Annotated in this window: 16 protein-coding genes; 3 read left to right on the top strand and 13 right to left on the bottom strand. The window is 73.6% G+C overall.

Features of this window, described 5'->3' with window-relative positions; genetic code table 11:
* Nucleotides 1-241: 241 nt before the first annotated feature.
* The 8 genes from ACFV3R_RS33675 to ACFV3R_RS33640 all read right to left on the bottom strand — a co-directional run bounded on the left by ACFV3R_RS33675 (nucleotide 242) and on the right by ACFV3R_RS33640 (nucleotide 8,134).
* Complete coding sequence (locus tag ACFV3R_RS33675) at nucleotides 242-1,021, bottom strand: exodeoxyribonuclease III (protein ID WP_385591119.1); 780 nt, start codon at nucleotides 1,019-1,021, stop codon at nucleotides 242-244.
* A gap of 97 nt (nucleotides 1,022-1,118) precedes the next feature.
* The gene (locus ACFV3R_RS33670; protein WP_385591117.1) at nucleotides 1,119-1,751 is read right to left on the bottom strand and encodes an MBL fold metallo-hydrolase; all 633 of its coding nucleotides are present in this window, start codon (nucleotides 1,749-1,751) and stop codon (nucleotides 1,119-1,121) included.
* A gap of 87 nt (nucleotides 1,752-1,838) precedes the next feature.
* Nucleotides 1,839-3,128 carry a 4-carboxymuconolactone decarboxylase gene (pcaC, locus tag ACFV3R_RS33665; protein WP_385591114.1) on the bottom strand — a complete coding sequence of 430 codons (1,290 nt, stop codon included), beginning with the start codon at nucleotides 3,126-3,128 and terminating at the stop codon, nucleotides 1,839-1,841.
* 109 nt (nucleotides 3,129-3,237) lie between these two features.
* A complete protein-coding gene (locus tag ACFV3R_RS33660; RefSeq protein WP_385591112.1) occupies nucleotides 3,238-3,786 on the bottom strand; it encodes a hypothetical protein in 549 nt (182 codons plus the stop codon).
* Nucleotides 3,787-3,806: 20 nt separating this feature from the next.
* On the bottom strand, nucleotides 3,807-4,928 hold the full coding sequence (locus ACFV3R_RS33655) for an ROK family glucokinase (RefSeq protein WP_385591109.1): 1,122 nt from the start codon (nucleotides 4,926-4,928) through the stop codon (nucleotides 3,807-3,809).
* Nucleotides 4,929-5,244: 316 nt separating this feature from the next.
* Nucleotides 5,245-6,087 carry an ATP-binding cassette domain-containing protein gene (locus tag ACFV3R_RS33650; RefSeq protein WP_385591106.1) on the bottom strand — a complete coding sequence of 281 codons (843 nt, stop codon included), beginning with the start codon at nucleotides 6,085-6,087 and terminating at the stop codon, nucleotides 5,245-5,247.
* Nucleotides 6,084-7,151, bottom strand: coding sequence for an ABC transporter permease (locus ACFV3R_RS33645; protein WP_385591104.1), 1,068 nt, complete (start codon nucleotides 7,149-7,151; stop codon nucleotides 6,084-6,086). The genes ACFV3R_RS33650 and ACFV3R_RS33645 overlap by 4 nt, the downstream gene beginning before the upstream one ends.
* A complete protein-coding gene (locus ACFV3R_RS33640) occupies nucleotides 7,148-8,134 on the bottom strand; it encodes a sugar ABC transporter substrate-binding protein (RefSeq protein ID WP_385591102.1) in 987 nt (328 codons plus the stop codon). The genes ACFV3R_RS33645 and ACFV3R_RS33640 overlap by 4 nt, the downstream gene beginning before the upstream one ends.
* 297 nt (nucleotides 8,135-8,431) lie before the next feature.
* On the opposite strand from ACFV3R_RS33640, the gene ACFV3R_RS33635 reads away from it, so the two are divergent.
* Nucleotides 8,432-8,953, top strand: a complete 522-nt coding sequence (locus tag ACFV3R_RS33635; RefSeq protein ID WP_385591100.1) for a GNAT family N-acetyltransferase — start codon at nucleotides 8,432-8,434, stop codon at nucleotides 8,951-8,953.
* 166 nt (nucleotides 8,954-9,119) lie between these two features.
* Here ACFV3R_RS33635 and ACFV3R_RS33630 read toward each other — a convergent pair whose 3' ends face one another.
* The 5 genes from ACFV3R_RS33630 to ACFV3R_RS33610 form a co-directional block, all read right to left on the bottom strand.
* Nucleotides 9,120-10,286: an aromatic ring-hydroxylating dioxygenase subunit alpha gene (locus ACFV3R_RS33630; RefSeq protein WP_385591098.1), complete on the bottom strand. Its 1,167-nt coding sequence runs from the start codon at nucleotides 10,284-10,286 to the stop codon at nucleotides 9,120-9,122.
* Nucleotides 10,287-10,296: 10 nt separating this feature from the next.
* Nucleotides 10,297-11,451 (bottom strand): N-methyl-L-tryptophan oxidase, encoded by a 1,155-nt coding sequence (gene solA, locus ACFV3R_RS33625; protein WP_385591095.1) that lies wholly within the window; start codon nucleotides 11,449-11,451, stop codon nucleotides 10,297-10,299.
* 54 nt (nucleotides 11,452-11,505) lie between these two features.
* A complete protein-coding gene (locus tag ACFV3R_RS33620; protein ID WP_385591093.1) occupies nucleotides 11,506-13,974 on the bottom strand; it encodes an FAD-dependent oxidoreductase in 2,469 nt (822 codons plus the stop codon).
* Between the two features lie 133 nt (nucleotides 13,975-14,107).
* The gene (locus tag ACFV3R_RS33615; protein ID WP_385591090.1) at nucleotides 14,108-15,193 is read right to left on the bottom strand and encodes an S-(hydroxymethyl)mycothiol dehydrogenase; all 1,086 of its coding nucleotides are present in this window, start codon (nucleotides 15,191-15,193) and stop codon (nucleotides 14,108-14,110) included.
* Nucleotides 15,194-15,386: 193 nt separating this feature from the next.
* On the bottom strand, nucleotides 15,387-16,133 hold the full coding sequence (locus ACFV3R_RS33610; protein ID WP_385591121.1) for an IclR family transcriptional regulator: 747 nt from the start codon (nucleotides 16,131-16,133) through the stop codon (nucleotides 15,387-15,389).
* A gap of 231 nt (nucleotides 16,134-16,364) precedes the next feature.
* On the opposite strand from ACFV3R_RS33610, the gene ACFV3R_RS33605 reads away from it, so the two are divergent.
* Nucleotides 16,365-16,685 carry a bifunctional 3-phenylpropionate/cinnamic acid dioxygenase ferredoxin subunit gene (locus tag ACFV3R_RS33605; RefSeq protein WP_385591088.1) on the top strand — a complete coding sequence of 107 codons (321 nt, stop codon included), beginning with the start codon at nucleotides 16,365-16,367 and terminating at the stop codon, nucleotides 16,683-16,685.
* A complete protein-coding gene (locus ACFV3R_RS33600; RefSeq protein ID WP_385591085.1) occupies nucleotides 16,682-17,839 on the top strand; it encodes an NAD(P)/FAD-dependent oxidoreductase in 1,158 nt (385 codons plus the stop codon). Before ACFV3R_RS33605 ends, ACFV3R_RS33600 begins: the two co-directional genes overlap by 4 nt.
* Nucleotides 17,840-17,940: the final 101 nt, after the last annotated feature.

Raw genomic sequence — 17,940 nt, 5'->3', positions numbered from 1 at the left:
CAGGCTCGCACTCCGAGAGCAAATCGGCGACCACCGAGGCGTCGTGGGAGGCCGCTGCGCCGGGACGCCCTGGGCCCTCGCCCTCGGCCGGCCTGCGCCACTTCTGCCAGAACGACGGGTTCATGGTCGACAGGGTCCCACCGCGGAAGCCGACCGGGCCACAGGCGCGACAGGGGCGGTGTCGGCCACGGTGGCGGCGGTGCCGGCTCCGGTGGCGGAACAGGCCCGGGCCGCAGGAGCCTCAGACGTCGAGGTCGACCACGACGGGCGCGTGGTCCGAGGGGGACTTGCCCTTGCGCTCCTCACGGTCGACGTAGGCGTCGGAGACCGCGGCGGTGAAGGGGGCGTTGCCGTAGACCAGGTCGATGCGCATGCCGCGGTTCTTGGGGAAGCAGAGCTGACGGTAGTCCCAGTAGGAGAACGGCCGGTCGTACTTCAGCGGCCGGGGCACGACGTCGGAGAGGCCGGTGTCCGCCAGCTTCCCCAGGGCGGCCCGTTCGGCGTCGGTGACGTGGGTCAGCCCTTCGAAGGCGGCGGTGTCCCACACGTCCTCGTCGGTGGGCGCGATGTTGTAGTCGCCGAGGACGGCGAACGGGCGCTCCCCCGCCGCGTCCCCGGCGACCGCGGCCCGCAGCGCCTCCAGCCAGCTGAGCTTGTACGCGTAGTGGGGGTGGTCGATCTCGCGGCCGTTGGGCACGTAGACCGACCAGACGCGGACCGGGCCGCAGGTGGCACTCAGCGCCCGCGGCTCCTGTACCCCGTCGTACTCGGGGCCGCCGACGAGACCGGGGACGACGTCGTCGAGGCCCACCCGGGACAGGATGGCGACGCCGTTCCAGCGGCCGTCGGCGTTGACCGCCGCCTCGTAGCCCAGCTCCCGCAGCTGGGCGGCGGGGAACTGCTCGGCGGTGCACTTGGTCTCCTGGACGCAGAGGACGTCGGGACCAGCACTCTCCAGCCAGGCCAGCAGCCTGGGCAGACGGGCGGTGACGGAGTTCACGTTCCAGGTGGCGATGCGCATGTGCGCCAACCTACCGTCCACCACCGACAGCCGGCTCAGAGGACGGGACGCGCCTGCGGGGCCGTCCGGTCCCGCAGGCGCGCGGCGGAGCACCGGCTCAGGCGGCGGTCCGCTCCCCCGGGGCCAGCCGCTCGTGGTCGGTGCCGCCGAGCGAGGCGAGCATGCCGTCGTAGATCGGCCGGGCGTGGTCGCGCAGCAGGCTGTCGTGGACGTCCAGGGCGCGGCGGGGACGGACCTCCCGCAGGTAGTCGACGACCTCCCCCACCTTGTTCCACGGGGCGTGGACCGGCAGCAGCAGGGTGTCCACCGGGCGGCCCGGCACGGTGAGCGCGTCACCGGGGTGGAAGACGGACTGGTCGAGGAGGAAGCCGACGTTGGTGATCCGCGGCAGGTCGGGGTGGATGACGGCGTGCAGTTGGCCGTGCACCTCCACCTCGAAGCCGGCGGCGGTGAAGGTGTCCCCCTCGCCGACCGTGTGCACCCGCCCCGGGAAGGCGGCCGTGATCTTCTCGGCGACGCTCCGCAGCGTCCAGATCTGCGCGGCCGGGTCGTTCTCCATCGCGGTCCGCAGACGGCTCTCGTCGAAGTGGTCGGCGTGCTCGTGGGTGATGAGGATCGCCTCGGCCCCCAGGGCCGCGTCCTCCTCGCTGAAGCCGCCCGGGTCGATGACGAGCGTCCGGCCGTCCTTCTCCAGCCGCACGCAGGCGTGCGTCTTCTTCGTGAGTTCCATGGACCCATCCTGCCGTGACCCGCGTCACCGGGCCGGGCAGGGCCCGCTCTACGGGCGGTCGGGTGCGCCGGGGCGGGGCCCGCGTGCTCACTCCTCGGGGGAGGTCTCCTCGCGGATGACGCGCTGGGCGATGCGGAAGGCGGTGTTCGCCGCCGGCACCCCGCAGTAGACGGCGGCGTGCAGCAGGACTTCCTTGATCTCGTCGGGGGTGAGCCCGTTGCGCAGCGCCGCCCGGGTGTGGAGGGCCAACTCCTCCTGGTGGCCGCGGGCGAGCAGCGCGGTCAGGGTGACGACGCTGCGGGTGCGGCGGTCCAGGCCCGGCCGGGTCCAGGTCTCGCCCCACACCAGGCGGCTGAGGAGGTTCTGGAAGTCGCCGGTGAAGTCGTCGGCCTCGGCCTCGGCCCGGTCGACGTGGGCGTCGCCCAGGATCTCCCGCCGCACCTGTACTCCCCGCTCGTAGGAGCCCGCGTCCGCGGTGGCCGGGGGGGTGAGGCCGGACTCGATGGCGGCGGGCTGGCTGGGCGAGGTGGTGGGGCGGGGCGGTACGACGGTGGCCGCCGGGGTGCCGGTTCCGGTGCCCGTGCCGGTGCCGGGCCGGTCGTGCCAGGCGGTGGTGAAGTGCCGGGTGAGGAGGTCGGTGACGGCTGCCGGCTGCTCCACGGGGGCCAGGTGGGAGGCAGCGGGCACCAGCGCCAGACCCGCGTCGGGGATGCCCGCGACCAGCGCCCTGGCGTCGGTGGTGGGGGTCAGGTGGTCGTCGGCGCCCGCCACCACGAGGGTGGGCACCTGTACCTGGCCCAGCTCGCTGCGGACGTCGAAGGCGGCCAGCGCCTCGCAGGCGGCGATGTAGCAGCCGGGGTCGGTGGTGCGCACCATCTCCACGGCCCACTCCACGATGGCGGGCTGGGCCCCGGCGAAGACCGGCGTGAACCAGCGCTCGGGCGCGGTGCGCGCGATGGGGTCCAGGCCGTTGGTGCGGACCACGACCCCGCGCTGGCGCCAGGCGTCGGCCGTCCCGTTGCGCGGTGAGGCGGAGACGAGGGCCAGCGAGGTGACCCGTCGGGGGCGGGTCAGGGCGAGCTGGAGGCCGACGGCGGCGCCCAGGGAGCAGCCCGCGTAGCCGAAGCGGTCGATGCCGAGCTCGTCGAGGGTGGCGAGCAGGCGGTCGGCGAGTTCGGCGACCGAGGCCGCAGGGTACGCCGGCGAGCCGCCGTGACCGGGCAGGTCGAAGCGGACGACGCGCCACTGGCGGGCCAGCTCGGGGACCTGCCGGTCCCACATGTGCCACGTGGTGCCCAGCGACGCGCCGAGGACGAGGACGTCGGTGTCGGGACTGTCGGGGCCGTCGATCCGGTACTGGAGGGTCTTCTCGCTCACCCGGTCACGCTATCCAGCGGCGCAACCCCTCCTTACCTCGGGGTCAGGTACCGGCCCGGACGTCCGCCGGAGGACGTCCGGGGGTCCGACCCGTTCCGGGTCCGGTCCTTCAGAACTTGACCGTGGAGACGACGTAGACGTCGGGGTGACCGGGGGTGTCGAAGTTGACGGTGATCCGCTGCGTGGGCTCCGGCGCCTTCTCCTTGTGGGTCATCCCTGCCCACTTCTGACCGCCGCCGAGGTCCCAGCCGACCTGTGCCGCCTCGCTCCCGGTGATGGTGCGGCTGCCGTCCGCCAGGTCGGACCGGGTGGCGTGCAGGCGGTGCAGGAACTTCTTCAGTCCCTTGTCGGACGTCGTGAACTGCACGTAGAGCGTGCTGGTCCGCCAGAGGTTGCTCTCGTAGTAGTAGGCCGGCTTCGCGCCGTGCGGCACCACGACGTCGTAGGTGCGCTGCTGGACGCGGGAGGGGTGGCCGTAGGTCAGGCCGGTGGCCATCGCCTCCTCCTGGGTGTCCTCGCCCCCCACCCTGCTCTGCTGGGCGGAGATGGCCAGGTAGCCGGCGGGGATCGCCACCAGCAGGAAGATCACGGTGCCGGTCAGCAGACGTCGCAGGGCGCTGCGGCGGGGTGAGGGGGAGGGCATGCGGTCCTCACTCACGGGGGGCTGGTACACGTCGGTCACGGGCGGACCGCTCTGTCGTACCGCTCGTAGCGCTCCACGCGCCGGCGGTTGGCCCGCCGGAAGCGCCGGGCGACGAGCCGGGCGAGGTCCGCAGCTCCGACCATACCCGCCTCCGGGCCGAGCTGGGCGCGTGCGATCCGGGCCTCGGGGCGGTAGCCGCGGCCGGTGAGGGTGCGGCGGAAGGCGTCCCTGGCGGGCCCGATGAGCAGGTCGTCGGCGGCGCTGACACCGCCGCCGACCACGAAGCAGGAGGGGTCGAGGGCGGCGGCGAGGTTGGCGATGCCGACGCCCAGCCACTGGCCGATGTCCTGGAGGAGTTCGACGCACATCGCGTCACCCTCGCGGGCCAGTTCCGTGATGAGGGGCCCGGTGATGTCGGGGATGTGGCCGCCGACCCGGTCGATGATGTTGTAGGCCACCGGGGAGTCGGCGGCGGCCAGCTCGCGGGCCTCGCGCACCAGGGCGTTGCCGGAGCTGTACTGCTCCCAGCAGCCGCGGTTGCCGCAGGGGCAGCGGTGTCCGCCGGGCACCACCTGCATGTGGCCGAACTCACCGGCGACGCCGTAGCGGCCCCGCTTGACCGCGCCGTCCTCCAGGATCGCGCCGCCGATGCCGGTCCCCAGCGTGATCATCACCAGGTGGTCCTCGCCGCGGCCGGCGCCGAAGCGCCACTCGGCCCAGGCGGCGGCGTTGGCGTCGTTGTCGACCATGACGGGTACGGCGAGACGGCCGGAGAGCCGGTCGCGCAGCGGCTCGTTCCGCCACGACAGGTGGGGGGCGAACAGCACCCGGTTGCGGTCGGCGTCCACCCAGCCCGCCGCCCCGATGCCGACGGCGTGCACGTCGTGGCGGTCGGAGAGGTCGAGCACGAGCTCGGTGATGGTGTCCTCGACGACCTTCGGGCTCTTGGACTTGTCGGGCGTCTCGGTCCGGAGGGTTTCGAGGATCTCGCCGTCGGCGTCGACGACGCCCGCCATGACCTTCGTGCCGCCGATGTCGATGCCGACGGTCGGGACGCGGGGAGCGCTGAGGTGGGAGCGGCGCTCCCGGGTCCCGACCGTCCGCAGCACGGTCGCTCTGGCGGACCCGCGGTGCACCCTCTCGCGGTACTGGCTCATCGGTCCGCCCTTTCGCCGAGGTCGGCGCTGCGTGCTCGCAAGAGTTCTTCGTCCCTGCGGATCTAGGGAGGCCCGTGGCGGCCTCGGTGGCTGTGTCGGGGTGCCGCTCGCGCCGGGCGCCCGGTGGGTGCGGCCGGGCCTGAGCCCGCCGCGACCGGGGTCCGCGCGGGTCGGCGACCCGCCGTGCGATTGTGCATCACGCGCACCGTCCGCCGCACCGCGGCTCCGGCCGCAGCGGGGGGCGGCCCACTCACCCGGGCGTGTACCCCGGATACCGGCCGGTGCTCCCGCACGGGTGACCGCTGCCGCGCCCCGGTCAGGCCGAGGGCGTCCCGGCCCCTCCGGTGTTCTCGGCGCGGGCCAGTTCGTGGCTGAGTTCCTCCAGCTCGCTGCCGCCCGCCATCTGCCGGGTCAGGTCCTCCAGGGTGATCTCCGAGCGCAGGTGGCTGCCGGCCATCGTGCCGCGCTTGAGCAGGACGAACCGGTCGCCGACGAGGTGGGCGTGGTGGGGGTTGTGCGTGATCAGCACCACACCGAGGCCGGCGTCACGGGCCGCCGCGACGTACTTGAGCACGACGCCGGACTGCTTCACACCGAGCGCGGCCGTGGGTTCGTCGAGGATGAGCACCCGGGCGCCGAAGTAGACGGCGCGGGCGATCGCCACGCACTGCCGCTCGCCGCCGGAGAGGGTACCGATGGGCTGGTCGACGTCGCGCAGGTCGATGCCCATGCGGGCCAGCTCGGAGCGGGTGGTGGAGCGCATCGCGGCCACGTCCAGGCGGCGCAGCGGGCCACGTCCGCGGGTGGGCTCGGAGCCGAGGAAGAAGTTGCGCCAGACCGGCATGAGCGGGACGACCGCGAGGTCCTGGTAGACGGTGGCGATGCCGAGGTCGAGGGCCTCGCGCGGCGAAGCGAGCCGCACCTCCTCGCCGTCGAGGGCGAAGGTGCCGGCGTCGTGCCGGTGGAGGCCCGCGATGATCTTGATGAGGGTGGACTTGCCGGCGCCGTTGTCGCCGAGGACGCAGGTGATCTCTCCCGGGTGGACCTCCAGACAGACCCCGTCCAGCGCGCGGACGTTGCCGTAGAGCTTGGCCACGTCGCGCAGCTCCACCAGCGGGGTGCGGGTGTCCTCGGCGGTGGGCGTGGGGGTGGTGGTCATGACGAGGCCTCCGCTCGCTTGCGGACCCAGGCGTTGAGGAGCGTGGCGACGAGCAGCAGCGCTCCGAGGAAGAACTTGAACCAGTCGGGGTCCCACTGGGCGTAGACGATGCCCTTGCTCGCCATGCCGTAGATCAGGGCACCGAAGGCGGAGCCGATCGCGGAGCCGTAACCGCCGGTCATCAGGCAGCCGCCGACCACGGCGGCGATGATGTAGAAGAACTCGTTGCCGACGCCGTCGCCGGACTGGATCGCGTCGTAGGAGAAGAGCAGGTGCTGGCCGGAGATCCAGGCGGCCAGGGCCACGCCCATGTAGAGGCCGATCTTGGTCCTGACCACGGGGACGCCCACCGCGCGTGCGGCGTCCGCTCCCCCGCCGGCCGCGAAGATCCAGTTGCCGACCCGGGTCCGGAGCAGGACCCAGGTGCCGACGGCCACCAGCAGGATCCACCAGGCGATGGTGACCTGGAAGTCGACGCCGCCCAGGGTCAGGTGCGAGGCGAAGACCCGGCGGGCGGAGTCGAAGCCCTCCATGTCGCCGATGGTCTTGGTCGAGACCGTGCCGTCGACGAGCTTGGTGAAGCCGAGGTTGAGGCCGGTGAGCATGAAGAAGGTGCCCAGCGTGATGATGAAGCTGGGCAGCCGCGTCCGGGTGAGCAGGAAGCCGTTGAAGAAGCCGATGGCGAGGGTGACCAGCAGCGAGACGCCGACACCCACCCAGGTGTTCGCGGTGAACTGGTAGCTGACCATCGAGGAGACCAGCGCGGAGCTGATCACCATGACGCCGGCCGACAGGTCGAACTCCCCGCCGATCATGAGGAGGGCGACGGGCACCGCCATGATGCCGACGGTGGACGAGGCGTAGAGCATCGTCGAGAGGCTGGAGGCCCGCAGGAAGGGCTCGGCGACCAGGGAGAAGAAGACGAACAGGGCGACGGCCCCCACCAGCGAGCCCAGCTCCGGGCGGGCGGCGAGGGCGCGCAGCGGCGAGCGGGGCAGCAGGCGCTCGTCACCGCCGGCCGGGGCGGGTGGGGCGGTGTCGGTCCCCGGAGCGGTGGCGCTCATCGGGTGCCCCGGTCGGCGTAGGCGGCGAGGGCTGAGGCGTCCTTCTTGGTGACGATCTGCGGGCCGGTGAGGACGGACTTGCCGCCGCCGAGCATGTCGCGGTTGTACTTGTACAGCCACAGCAGGTCCACGGCCTCGTAGCCCTGGAGGTAGGGCTGCTGGTCGACGGCGAAGCCGAGGTCGCCGCTCTTGAGGCCGGCGGCCACCTTGCCGTTGAGGTCGAAGGTGTCGACCTCGGCGTGGCTGCCCGCCTCCTGCCTGGCCTTGACCGCGGTGTCGGCGAAGGGGGCGCCGAGGGTGACGACGGCGTCGATGCCGGGGTCGGCCTGGAGCTTGGACTCCACGGAGGCCTGGACGTCGGGCATGTTGGTGCCCTGGACGTAGAGCTTCTCCAGCTTGCCCTCGAAGGTCTTGGCGACGCCGGCGCAGCGCTGTTCGTGGCCGACGTTGCCCTCCTCGTGGAGGACGCAGACGGCCTTCTTGCGGCCGCGCTTGTTCAGCTCGGTGCCCACGGCCTCGCCGGCGACGGTCTCGTCCTGCCCGATGTGGGTGAGGGCGCCGTACTTCCTGGAGACCTCGGAGCCGGAGTTCACGGTGATCACGGGTATGCCGGCCTTCTCGGCCTTGGCGACGACGGCCTTCATGGCGTCGGGCTTGGCGAGGGTCACGATGAGGCCGTCGACCTTCTGGTCGATGTAGGACTGGACGAGCTGGCTCTGGCGTTGCGCCTCCTCGTCGTGCCCGTAGACGAAGTGGATGTTGTCCTTGCGGGCGGCCTCCTGGGCACCGTGCTGGACGATGTCCCAGAAGGAGTCGCCGTCGGCGGAGTGGCTGACCATGGCGAAGGTCCACCGCGGCGTGGTGACCGTCGACCTGCCGCCGGCCGCCCGTGCCTCCCGCGCGTCCTCGGCGCGTTTGCCGCCCGTACTGCTGCACCCCGCGAGCGAGGCGCACAGCAGCCCCGCCAGCGCGACGCTCACCATGCGGAGCCGTCTCGGAACCCTTGCCACGAGGTGAACCTCTTCTTGTGTTGTCGCTCGAATGTTTCTGTTTGTTGTTTTTTGTCGCATTAACAGCCGAAGGCGCTCGACTCGACCTACCAGTATCCGTTACCGATACCTGCCGAGGGCCTGCCGGGTCCAGAGGTGGGACCGCCCCCGCTCCTCCGCGCCGCCGGCAAAGGCGTCCGCGCCGTCGGGGGCGGTCCGCTGTCGGTCCCCTCTGGTAGACCGGGTCCGTGCCGGTCGCGCGACCGGCTCGGCGAGGAGGCCGCGGTGTACATGAGGGACGTGACACCCCACGACGTGGACGCGTACGTGCGGATGCGGTGCGATCCGGTGATGATGACCCACCTCGGCGGTCCCCTGCCCCGCGAGGGCATGGAGGGCAAGGTAGCGCGCGACGCCGGGGAGGCGGCGGCCGACGTCTCCTGGATCCGGATGATCGTCAGTGACGGCACCACCGCGGGGACCACGCCGGGCACGGTGGTCGGCGGTGTCTCGCTGTGGTCCTCGCAGCTCCACGACGAGCCGGTCTCCGAGATCGCGTGGATGGTGCTGCCGCCCTTCCAGGGCCGGGGGGTGGCGGGCGCTTTCGTGCGGGCCCTGCTCGCCGAGGCCGCGCAGGACGGCCGGTGGGGGACGGTCCACGCCCTGCCCGCGGTCGGCAACCCCGGCTCCAACGGCGTGTGCCGCTCGGTCGGCTTCGACCTGCTCGGCGAGACCGACCTGCTCTGGGCCGGCCGGCCGCTGCGGGTCAACCACTGGACGGTGGACCCTGCGGCGGTCGACGCGGCGCGGTGAGGGGCGGGCGCCCGGCCAACCCGGCGCGACCCCCGTCCGTGTCCGTCAGCCACCGGTCCCCTCCGCCGGGCCGCGCCGGCCCGCGGCCCGTCCGGCCAGGAGGGCGCCGCCTCCGCTCGGGGAGCGATCCGGCCGGACCGGTCGCCCCGCCGCCTCGGAAGGTGACTCAGGCTGCCGGCTCCTCCCCCAGCGCCCCCCGCAGCCAGCTGTGGAACGCCCCGATGTGGTGTTCGGTGGGCACCAGCACACCGCCCTCGCGGTAGGCGCGGGAGGCCATCGCGGGCTGGGTGCGCTCGCACGCCTCGAAGTCCTGGCTGTTGACGCGGTGGAAGAGTTCCACCGAGCGGCTCAGGTCCGCCCCGGAGTCGACGACCTCGGGGGCGTAGAGCCAGTCGCACTCCACGACGGTGCGGTCCACGGCCAGCGGGAACATCCGGTGCAGGATGACGTGGTCGGGGACGAGGTTGAGGAAGACGGCCGGCCGGACGGTGACGGCGTAGTAGCGGCGGTCCTGGGTGTCGGCGACGCCGGGCAGCCTGCCGAAGCCCTCCTCGCCGTCCACGGTGAAGCCGCGCGCCCCGGGAGCGAACTGCGCCCCGTGGCCCACGTAGTACTGCGCCGCGTACCCGTCCGCGAACTCCGGCAGGACATCGGTGAGTTCGGGGTGGATGGTGGCGCAGTGGTAGCACTCCATGAAGTTCTCGACGATGAGCTTCCAGTTGGCCGCCACGTCGTAGGTGATGCGCCGGCCCAGCGCCAGGGACTCGGTGCGGTAACCCTCGACCGCCGCCGGGTCGCCGAGCCGTTCGGTGACCGCTCCGACGACCGTCTCCTCGAAGGAGGGCGGCGTCGGCGCCAGGCACACCCAGGCGTAGCCGAGCCACTCGCGCAGCGCCACGGGGTGCAGCCCGTAGGCGGTGCGGTCGACGTCCGGCATCCCGGTGAGGTTGGGGGCGGCCACCAGCCGGCCGTCCAGGGCATAGGTCCAGGCGTGGTACGGGCACTGGAGGTTGCGGCGCACCGTCCCGCTCTCCGCCGTGCACAGGCGCGCTCCGCGGTGGCGGCAGACGTTGAGGAAGGCGTTCAGGCCGCCGGTGCGCGAGCGCACCACCAGCACGCTCTCGCGGCCGGCCCGGACGGTGCGGAAGGCGCCGGGGCGGTCGAGGTCGGCGCTGCGCACGGCGCAGACCCAGTTCTGCTCGAAGACGTGCTCCTGCTCACGGCGGAAGACCTCGGGGTCGGTGTAGTAGGTGCCGGGGAGGGTCGCCAGCAGACTGGCGGGCCGGGTGTCGTCGGTGACCGCGGGGTCGGGGAAGATCGGTGCGGTGCTCACGTCGGGCTCCTCAGACGGCTGGGGCGGTGAGGCGGCTGGGGTCGAAGAGGTCGATGGGGTGGGAGGTGGTGCCGGTCAGGGCCAGGTCCGCGGTGATCTCGCCGACGACGGGCACGAACTTGAAGCCGTGGCCGGAGAAGCCGCACGCCACCGTCGTCGCCCCGGGATGGGCGGGGTGCCGGGCGATGACGAAGTGCTCGTCGGGGGTGTTGGTGTACATGCAGGTGGCGGCCTTGCGGAACGTGCCGGGGAGGCTCGGCAGGTGCGGGGCGAGGTGTGCGGCCATGGCCTGGACCTCCCCGTCGTGGACGTCGCGGTCGATGGTGTCCGGGGTGCAGGGGGTGCCCTTGCGGAAGAAGGCCACCTTGGCGCCCAGGCCGGGCCCGTCGATGGCGGGGAAGCCGTAGAACTGGACGCCCGCCGCGTCCTCCCAGATGTAGACGGGGTGGTGGTCGGGGTGGAAGGGGGCGGTGCCACCCCGCGGCTCGAACCAGTACATGACGTGCCGTTCGACGGTGAAGGGCACTCCCAGGTCGGTGAGGAGCCGCGGCGCCCAGGCCCCGGGGCAGATCACCAGGTGGCCCGCGGTGTAGGTCTCCTCGGCGGTGTGGACGCGCACCCCCTCGCCGCAGGGCTCCCAGCGGGTCATGGGCTCGTCGAAGTGGAGGTCGGCGCCGTGGCGTGCGGCGAGCTGGAGGTGTGCCGCGACGGTCTGCTCGGGCCGGGCGAGGCCGGCGGCGGGCTCGAAGAGCGCCACCTCGTCCTCGCGGGGCGTCATGGTCGGCAGGCGCCGGCGGATCTCGGCGGCGTCCAGCATCTCGTGGGGCAGGTCCCACTGCCGGGCGGAGCGGAGGGACCCGGCGACGGCGCGAGAGTCGGGCCGTCCGACCATCACGCCGCCGCAGGCGGTGGTGACCTCGCGGCCGGTGTCCTGCCGCAGCTGCTCGTAGAGCTCGAAGGAGCGCAGCAGCAGCGGGACGTAGGCGGGGTCCTCGAAGTAGGCCTGCCGGATGATGCGGGAGCCGCCGTGGCTGGAGCCGCGGTGGTGGGCGGGGCCGAAGCGTTCCAGTCCCAGGACGCGGACGCCGCGGGCGGCCAGGTGGTGGGCGGTGGCGCTGCCCATGCCGCCGAGGCCGATGACGGCGACGTCGTAGGTGGGTGGCATTCCGGTCCTTCCTCTGGGGTGCCGCGGTCCGGGTGGGGCGCGGCCGGGTCGGTCTCAGCGGCGGATGCGGGTCATCTTCGGGTCGAAGAGGGGTTCCTCCGCGACGGTCGCGGCGAGGTGGCGGCCGAAGTACTCCACGGTGACGGCGGTTGTCGGGGCGAGTACCGGGAGCCAGGCGTAGGCGACGCAGCGGCCGAGGGTGTAGCCGTAGGCGGCGCTGGTGACGTACCCGACGGCCTCGCCGGCCAGCCGCACCGGTTCGTGGCCGAGGACGACGTCCGCGGGGTCGTCCAGCAGGAGCGGGGTGAGGCGGCGGGTGGCGGGGCCGCGGGCGGCCAGGGCCGAGCGGCCGGTGAAGTCGCCCTTGTCCCAGCGCACCGCGAAGCCGACGCCCGCCTCCTCCGGGGTGTCCTCGGCGCTCATGTCGTGGCCCCAGGAGCGGTAGCCCTTCTCCAGGCGGAGGCTGTTGAAGGCGGAGCGGCCCGCGGCGACCACCCCGAGTTCCCGCCCGGCCTCCCAGAGCGTGTCCCACAGCCGCAGGCCCAGGTCGGCGGTGGTGTAGAGCTCCCAGCCCAGCTCGCCGACGTAGGACAACCGCATGGCCAGCACCGGGACGTGGCCGAGGTGGGCCCGCCGGGCGCGGAAGTAGCCGAAGCCCTCGTGTGAGAAGTCCTCGTCCGTGAGGGGCTGGACGAGGTCGCGGGCGCGCGGCCCCCACACGCCGACGCAGCAGGTGCCGGCGGTGACGTCGCGCACCTGGACGTCGGCGGGGGCGTGCCGGCTCAGCCAGTCGAGGTCGGCGAGGGTGTTGGCGCCGACCTGGTAGTGGTCGGGGGCGAGGCGGGCCACGGTGAGGTCGGAGCGGATGCCGCCGGCTTCGTCCAGCAGCAGGGTGTAGGTGACGGCGCCCGGTTTGCGGGTGACGTTGCCGGTGGTGGTGCGCTGCAGGAAGTCGGCGGCGCCGGGGCCGGTGACCTCCAGGCGGCGCAGCGGCGTCATGTCGTAGAGGGCGACGCCCTCCCGGGTGGCCCTCGCCTCGGCGGCGGCGATCGGCGACCAGTGCCGGGCCGACCAGGCGTCGCGTGCGGGCAGGTCGAGCCCTTCGGCCAGCGGGGCGTTGGCCTCGAACCAGTGGGGGCGCTCCCAGCCGCCGGCCTCCAGGAAGTGGGCGCCGAGCTCGACCTGCCGGGCGTGGAAGGGGCTGACCCGCAACGGCCGGGCCGCCTGCGAGGGTTGCTGGGGGTGGATGACGTCGTAGACCTCGACGAACTGGCGGGCGCCCCGGTCGTGGACGTAGGCGGGCGCGGACTGGGCCTCCTCGAAGCGGGCGGGCTCGCAGCCGTGCAGGTCGATGCCGGGGCGCCCCTCGACCATCCAGCGCGCCAACTCCCGTGCCACGCCTGCGGAATGCGTCACCCAGACAGCCTCCGCGAGCCAGAAGCCGCGCAGTTCGCGGGCCTCCCCGATGACCGGCATGCCGTCCGGGGTGAAGGAGAAGACACCGTTGAACCCCTCCTCGATGCGCACGTCACGCAGCGCGGGGAGCAGCCACCGGCAGTCGCGCCAGCTCGGTTCCCAGTCCTCGGGGGTGAAGGGCAGCGAGGAGGGCATGGACTGGTGCCGGGCGCGGGCGAGGTCGTAGCCGGGGACGGTGAACGGGTCGACGGGCAGCGGGCGGTGGGCGTAGGAGCCGATGCCGAGGCGGTCGCCGTGTTCACGGAAGTACAGGTCGCGGTCCTGGAACCGCAGGATGGGCCGGGAGGCTTCGGCGTCCCCGGCCGCCTCGTCGCGGAGCCCGGGGACGGGTGTGGTGCGCGCGTACTGGTGGGCCAGCGGCAGCAGCGGCACCCTCACCCCGGCCATGCGTCCGATGACGGGGCCCCAGAATCCCGCGGCGCACACCACGTGGTCGGCGGGGAAGGTGCCGCGGTCGGTGACGACTGCGGTGACACGGTCCCGGGACCGCTCGATGCCGGTGACGGTGTGCCGGTCCAGGAAGCGGGCGCCGCGGGCGGTTGCCCGTACCAGTTGGGCCTGGGCGGCGGGGACGGCGTGCGCCAGGCCGTCGCCGGGGGTGTGGAAGCCGCCGAGCACGGCAGACTCGTCGAGCAGCGGCCACAGTTCGCGGCAGCGGGCGGCGTCGACGAGTTCGCCGCGCACCCCCCAGGAGGCGGCCAGGCCGGCCTTGCGGTGCAGGTCGGCCCAGCGTTCGGGGGTGGTGGCGATTTCCAGGCCGCCGACGGCCTGGAAGCAGGAGGTGCCCTCGTGGTGCAGCGCGGAGAACTTCTCGACGGTGTAGCGGGCGAAGGCGGTGAGGGTGCGCGAGGGGCTCGTGCGGTAGACGAGTCCGGGGGCGTGCGAGGTGGAGCCGCCGGGGGCGGGCAGCGGCCCCTGTTCGAGAACGGTGACGTCGTGCCAGCCGCGGGCGGTCAGCTCGTCGGCCAGGGAGCAGCCGACGATGCCGGCGCCGATGACGACCACGCGGGGGCCTGCCCGGTGGGGTGCTGCGGGGGTGGTGGACATGCCGCTCCAGGGGTGAGTGGTGGGACGGTCCGGGGCGGAGGGCCCCTGCGGGCCTCAAGGAGGGGTGGCACGGGCGGCGGTGGTGGTGCGGGGAGGCCCGGGCGCGGGGTGCGGGGCGGCTGCGGGCCGCGGTTCACAGGAGGACGACGGAGCGCAGGACGCGGGAGCCGCGCATCTTTGCGAAGGCGCCCTCGACCTCGTCGAGCGCGATGGTCTCGCTGACGAAACCGCCGAGGTCCAGACGTCCGCTGAGGTACTGGTCGATGAGGACGGGGAAGTCGCGCGAGGGCAGGCAGTCGCCGTACCAGGAGGACTTCAGGGCCCCGCCGCGGGAGAAGAACTCGGTCAGCTCCAGGTCGGTGCGCATGTCGGGTTCGGGGACGCCGACCTGCACCAGCGTGCCGGCCAGGTCGCGCATGAGGAAGGCCTGCCGGAAGGTCTCGGGGCGTCCGACGGCGTCGATGGCGACGTCCACGCCGAGGCCGCCGGTGAGTTCGCGTACCGCCGCGACGGGGTCGGTGCCGGAGGAGTTGACGGTGTGGGTGGCGCCGAAGCGGGTGGCGCCGTCGAGTTTGGCGTCGTCGAGGTCGACGGCGATGACGCGCCGGGCTCCCGCCAGCGAGGCGCCGGCGACGGCGGCGCAGCCCACGCCCCCGCAGCCGATCACCGCGACGGTGTCCCCGCGTCCGACGCCCCCGGTGTGGACGGCGGCGCCGTAGCCCGCCATCACGCCGCAGCCGATGAGGCCGGCGGCGGCCGGACGCGCCGCGGGGTCGACCTTCACCGCCTGGCCGGCGGCGACCAGCGTCTTCTCGGCGAACGCGCCGATGCCCAGGGCCGCGGTCAGGGGGGTGCCGTCGGTGAGGGTCATGGGCTGGGCGGCGTTGCGGGAGGCGAAGCAGTACCAGGGCCGGCCGCGGCGGCAGGAGCGGCAGTCACCGCAGGGCGCCCGCCAGGCGAGGACCACGTAGTCGCCGGGAAGCAGGTCGGCCACGCCGGGTCCGACCTGTTCGACCAGGCCGGCCGCCTCGTGTCCGAGCAGGTAGGGGAAGTCCTCGCCGACGGCCCCCTCCCGGTAGTGCAGGTCCGTGTGGCAGACCCCGCAGGCCTGGACGGAGACCAGGACCTCTCCCGGTCCGGGGTCGGGGACGAGGATGGGGCGCACCTGGACCGGTGCACCCTTCTTGGACGCGATGACGGCGCGGACTTCGTGTGCCACGACGAACTCCCTATGTTGCGCTGTGCACGATGCGTTGCGCGATGAGAGACATGGTGGGAACGGCGGCAAGAGCCCGTCAAGAGGGCGGCGGCACGGGACCGAAAACAGCCGGTGGGCAGGCGCGGGCGCCCGGACGCGCTGCGGCGCGGGCCGGTCTCCCGTCCCGCGCCGCAGCACCTCCCGCAGGGGCTCCTCAGTCGCCGCCGTACCCCATCCGGCGGGAGAGTTCGGCTGCCGCCGCCACCGCCCGGCCCGACAGTTCACCCAGCCGCGCCTCGTCCAGCCGGTAGACCGGCCCGGAGATGGACAGGGCTCCGATGACCTGGCCGTCGTGGGCCCTGGCGGGCGCGGCGACCGCGGTCAGACCCACCTCCAACTCCTCACGCGCCAGGGCGTACCCGTCCTCGGTGACGCACCGCAGTTCCTCCCGCAGCGCGGCGGTGCCGGTGACCGTGGCGGGGGTGAAGCGGGGCAGGGTGCGGGCCATGAGCCCCTCGCGCAGGGTGGTGGGCAGGTGCGCCAGGAGCACCTTGCCGCTGGAGGTGGCGTGCAGCGGGGTGCGCCTGCCGAGCCAGTTCTGGGCGGTGACCGAGGCGGCGCCCCTGGCCTGCATGATGTTGACGGCGGCGTCCTCGTCCAGGACGGCGATGTTGACCGTCTCGCCCACCTCGTCGGCCAGTTCGCGGCAGACCGGTGCGCCCTCCTGGGAGATGTCCAGCCGCGCCGCGGCGGCTCCGGCCAGCCGCAGCACCCCTGCCGCCAGGTAGTACTTGCCGCGGTCCTTGGCCTGGGCGACCAGCGAGCGCTCCTCCAGGACGCCGAGCAGCCGGAAGGCCGTGGACTTGTGGACCTCCAACTCGTCGGCGATCTCGGTGACTCCGGCCTCGCCGTGGCGGGCGAGGATCTCCAGCACGCTCACCGCTCTGTCCACCGACTGGATGGCGCTGCCGGCGCCCCTGGGGTTCTTCGGCCGTGTGCCCTGCGCCTTCGCCGTCTGCCGCTGCCTGCTGGTCATCACTCAACTCTTCTGTCGCTCGACCGGTACGGGCCGCATTGCCGGAAAGTCCTTGACGTGGCGGACCTTCCACCCGGATTCTGTTCCGCATAGCGCTCCCTTATGCGCCATGCGGAACAGCATGTTACTCAACAGTCGTCACTGAGAGGGGGGGCCGTGATCCCCGTCTGCCGCCTCGAAGACCTCCCTGCGGGAGAGTCCGTCCGCGTCGAGACCATCCCGCCCGTAGCGGTGTTCAACGCCGACGGCGAGCTGTACGCCGTCGACGACACGTGCAGCCACCAGGATGCCTCCCTCTCCGAGGGGTGGCTGGAGGGCTGCTGGATCGAATGCCCGCTGCACGCCGCCTCGTTCGACCTGCGCACCGGTGAACCGACCTGCCTTCCGGCCCGTCGCCCCCTGCGCACCCACACCCTCACCGTCGACGAGGGAATGATCCACCTGCACCTGGCCGCCGGGGAGGAGTCCGCGGCATGAGGACCGTGACGGTGGTCGGCGCCTCGGTCGCCGGGGTGCACGCGGTGCGGGAGCTGCGCGCCCAGGGTTTCGACGGACGGGTGGTGGTCGTGGGCGCCGAGAGCCACCCGCCCTACGACCGGCCGCCGTTGTCCAAGGGGGTCCTGGAGGGCACGGTGAGCGAGCCCGCCCTGCGCCTCCTGGACGACGAGGAACTGGCGGAGCTGGACGCGCAGTGGCTGCTGGGGACGGCGGCGGTCTCGCTGGACGCCGCCGGCCGGGCCGTGGTCCTCGCCGACGGGCGGGTCGTGCACGGTGACGGGGTGGTGGTCGCCACCGGCGCAGCCGCCCGGACGCTGCCCGGGCGCCGGCCGGCCGGGGTCCACACCCTGCGCACGCTGGACGACGCGCGGGCGCTCCGCGCGGAGCTGGCGGGCCCGCCACGCCGGGTCGTGGTCGTCGGCGGCGGTTTCGTGGGCGCCGAGACCGCCTCCGCCTGCGCCCGGCTGGGGCACGGCGTCACCGTCGTGGAGGCCGCCCCGCTGCCGCTGCTGCCGCAGCTGGGGCCCGAGGCCGCCGCCGCGTGCGCCCGGCTGCACGCCCGCGGCGGCGTGGAGTTGGTGACGGGCGCGCAGGTGGCGCAGGTCAGGGGCGCCTCCCGGGTGACGGGGGTGGCGCTCGCCGACGGGCGGCTGCTGCCTGCCGACGTCGTGGTGGTGGGTGTGGGAGCGGCGCCCGTCACCGACTGGCTGCACGGGTCGGGGGTGGCGGTGCGGGACGGTGTGGTGTGCGACGCCGGGTGTGTCACGGCCCTGCCGCAGGTGGTGGCGGTCGGGGACGTCGCGCGTGTCGACGGGGTCCGCACCGAGCACTGGACGGCCGCGACACGGCAACCCGCCGTCGCCGTGCGCAACCTGCTGGCCGGCCACACCGCCGAGGTGCTGCGGGAGGTGCCGTACTTCTGGTCCGACAGCTACGGCTCCCGCCTCCAGTTCGCCGGTGAGCGCGGGCCCGGGGACCGCTTCCGGCTCGTGGAGGGGTCGCTGGAGGAGGGCGGGTTCCTCGCCACGTGGGAGCGGGACGGCGCACCCTGCGCGGTGCTCGCCCTCGACCGGCCGCGCCCGTTCCAGCGGCTGCGGCGCGCCCTGCCGCGGGTGCCGGCCAAGGTGGGATGAGCGCCGGCACCCGTTCTGGCGGGTGCGGCCGGTCCGCCTCCGCCCGGGCGTCCGGACGGCCACGCAGGCGGGCGGCGGCCGGCCCCGCGCCGAACCCGGGG

The sequence above is a fragment of the Streptomyces sp. NPDC059740 genome (genome assembly GCF_042733155.1).
Taxonomy (GTDB): Bacteria; Actinomycetota; Actinomycetes; order Streptomycetales; family Streptomycetaceae; genus Streptomyces.
This window is presented reverse-complemented; position numbering and strand designations above follow the sequence as displayed.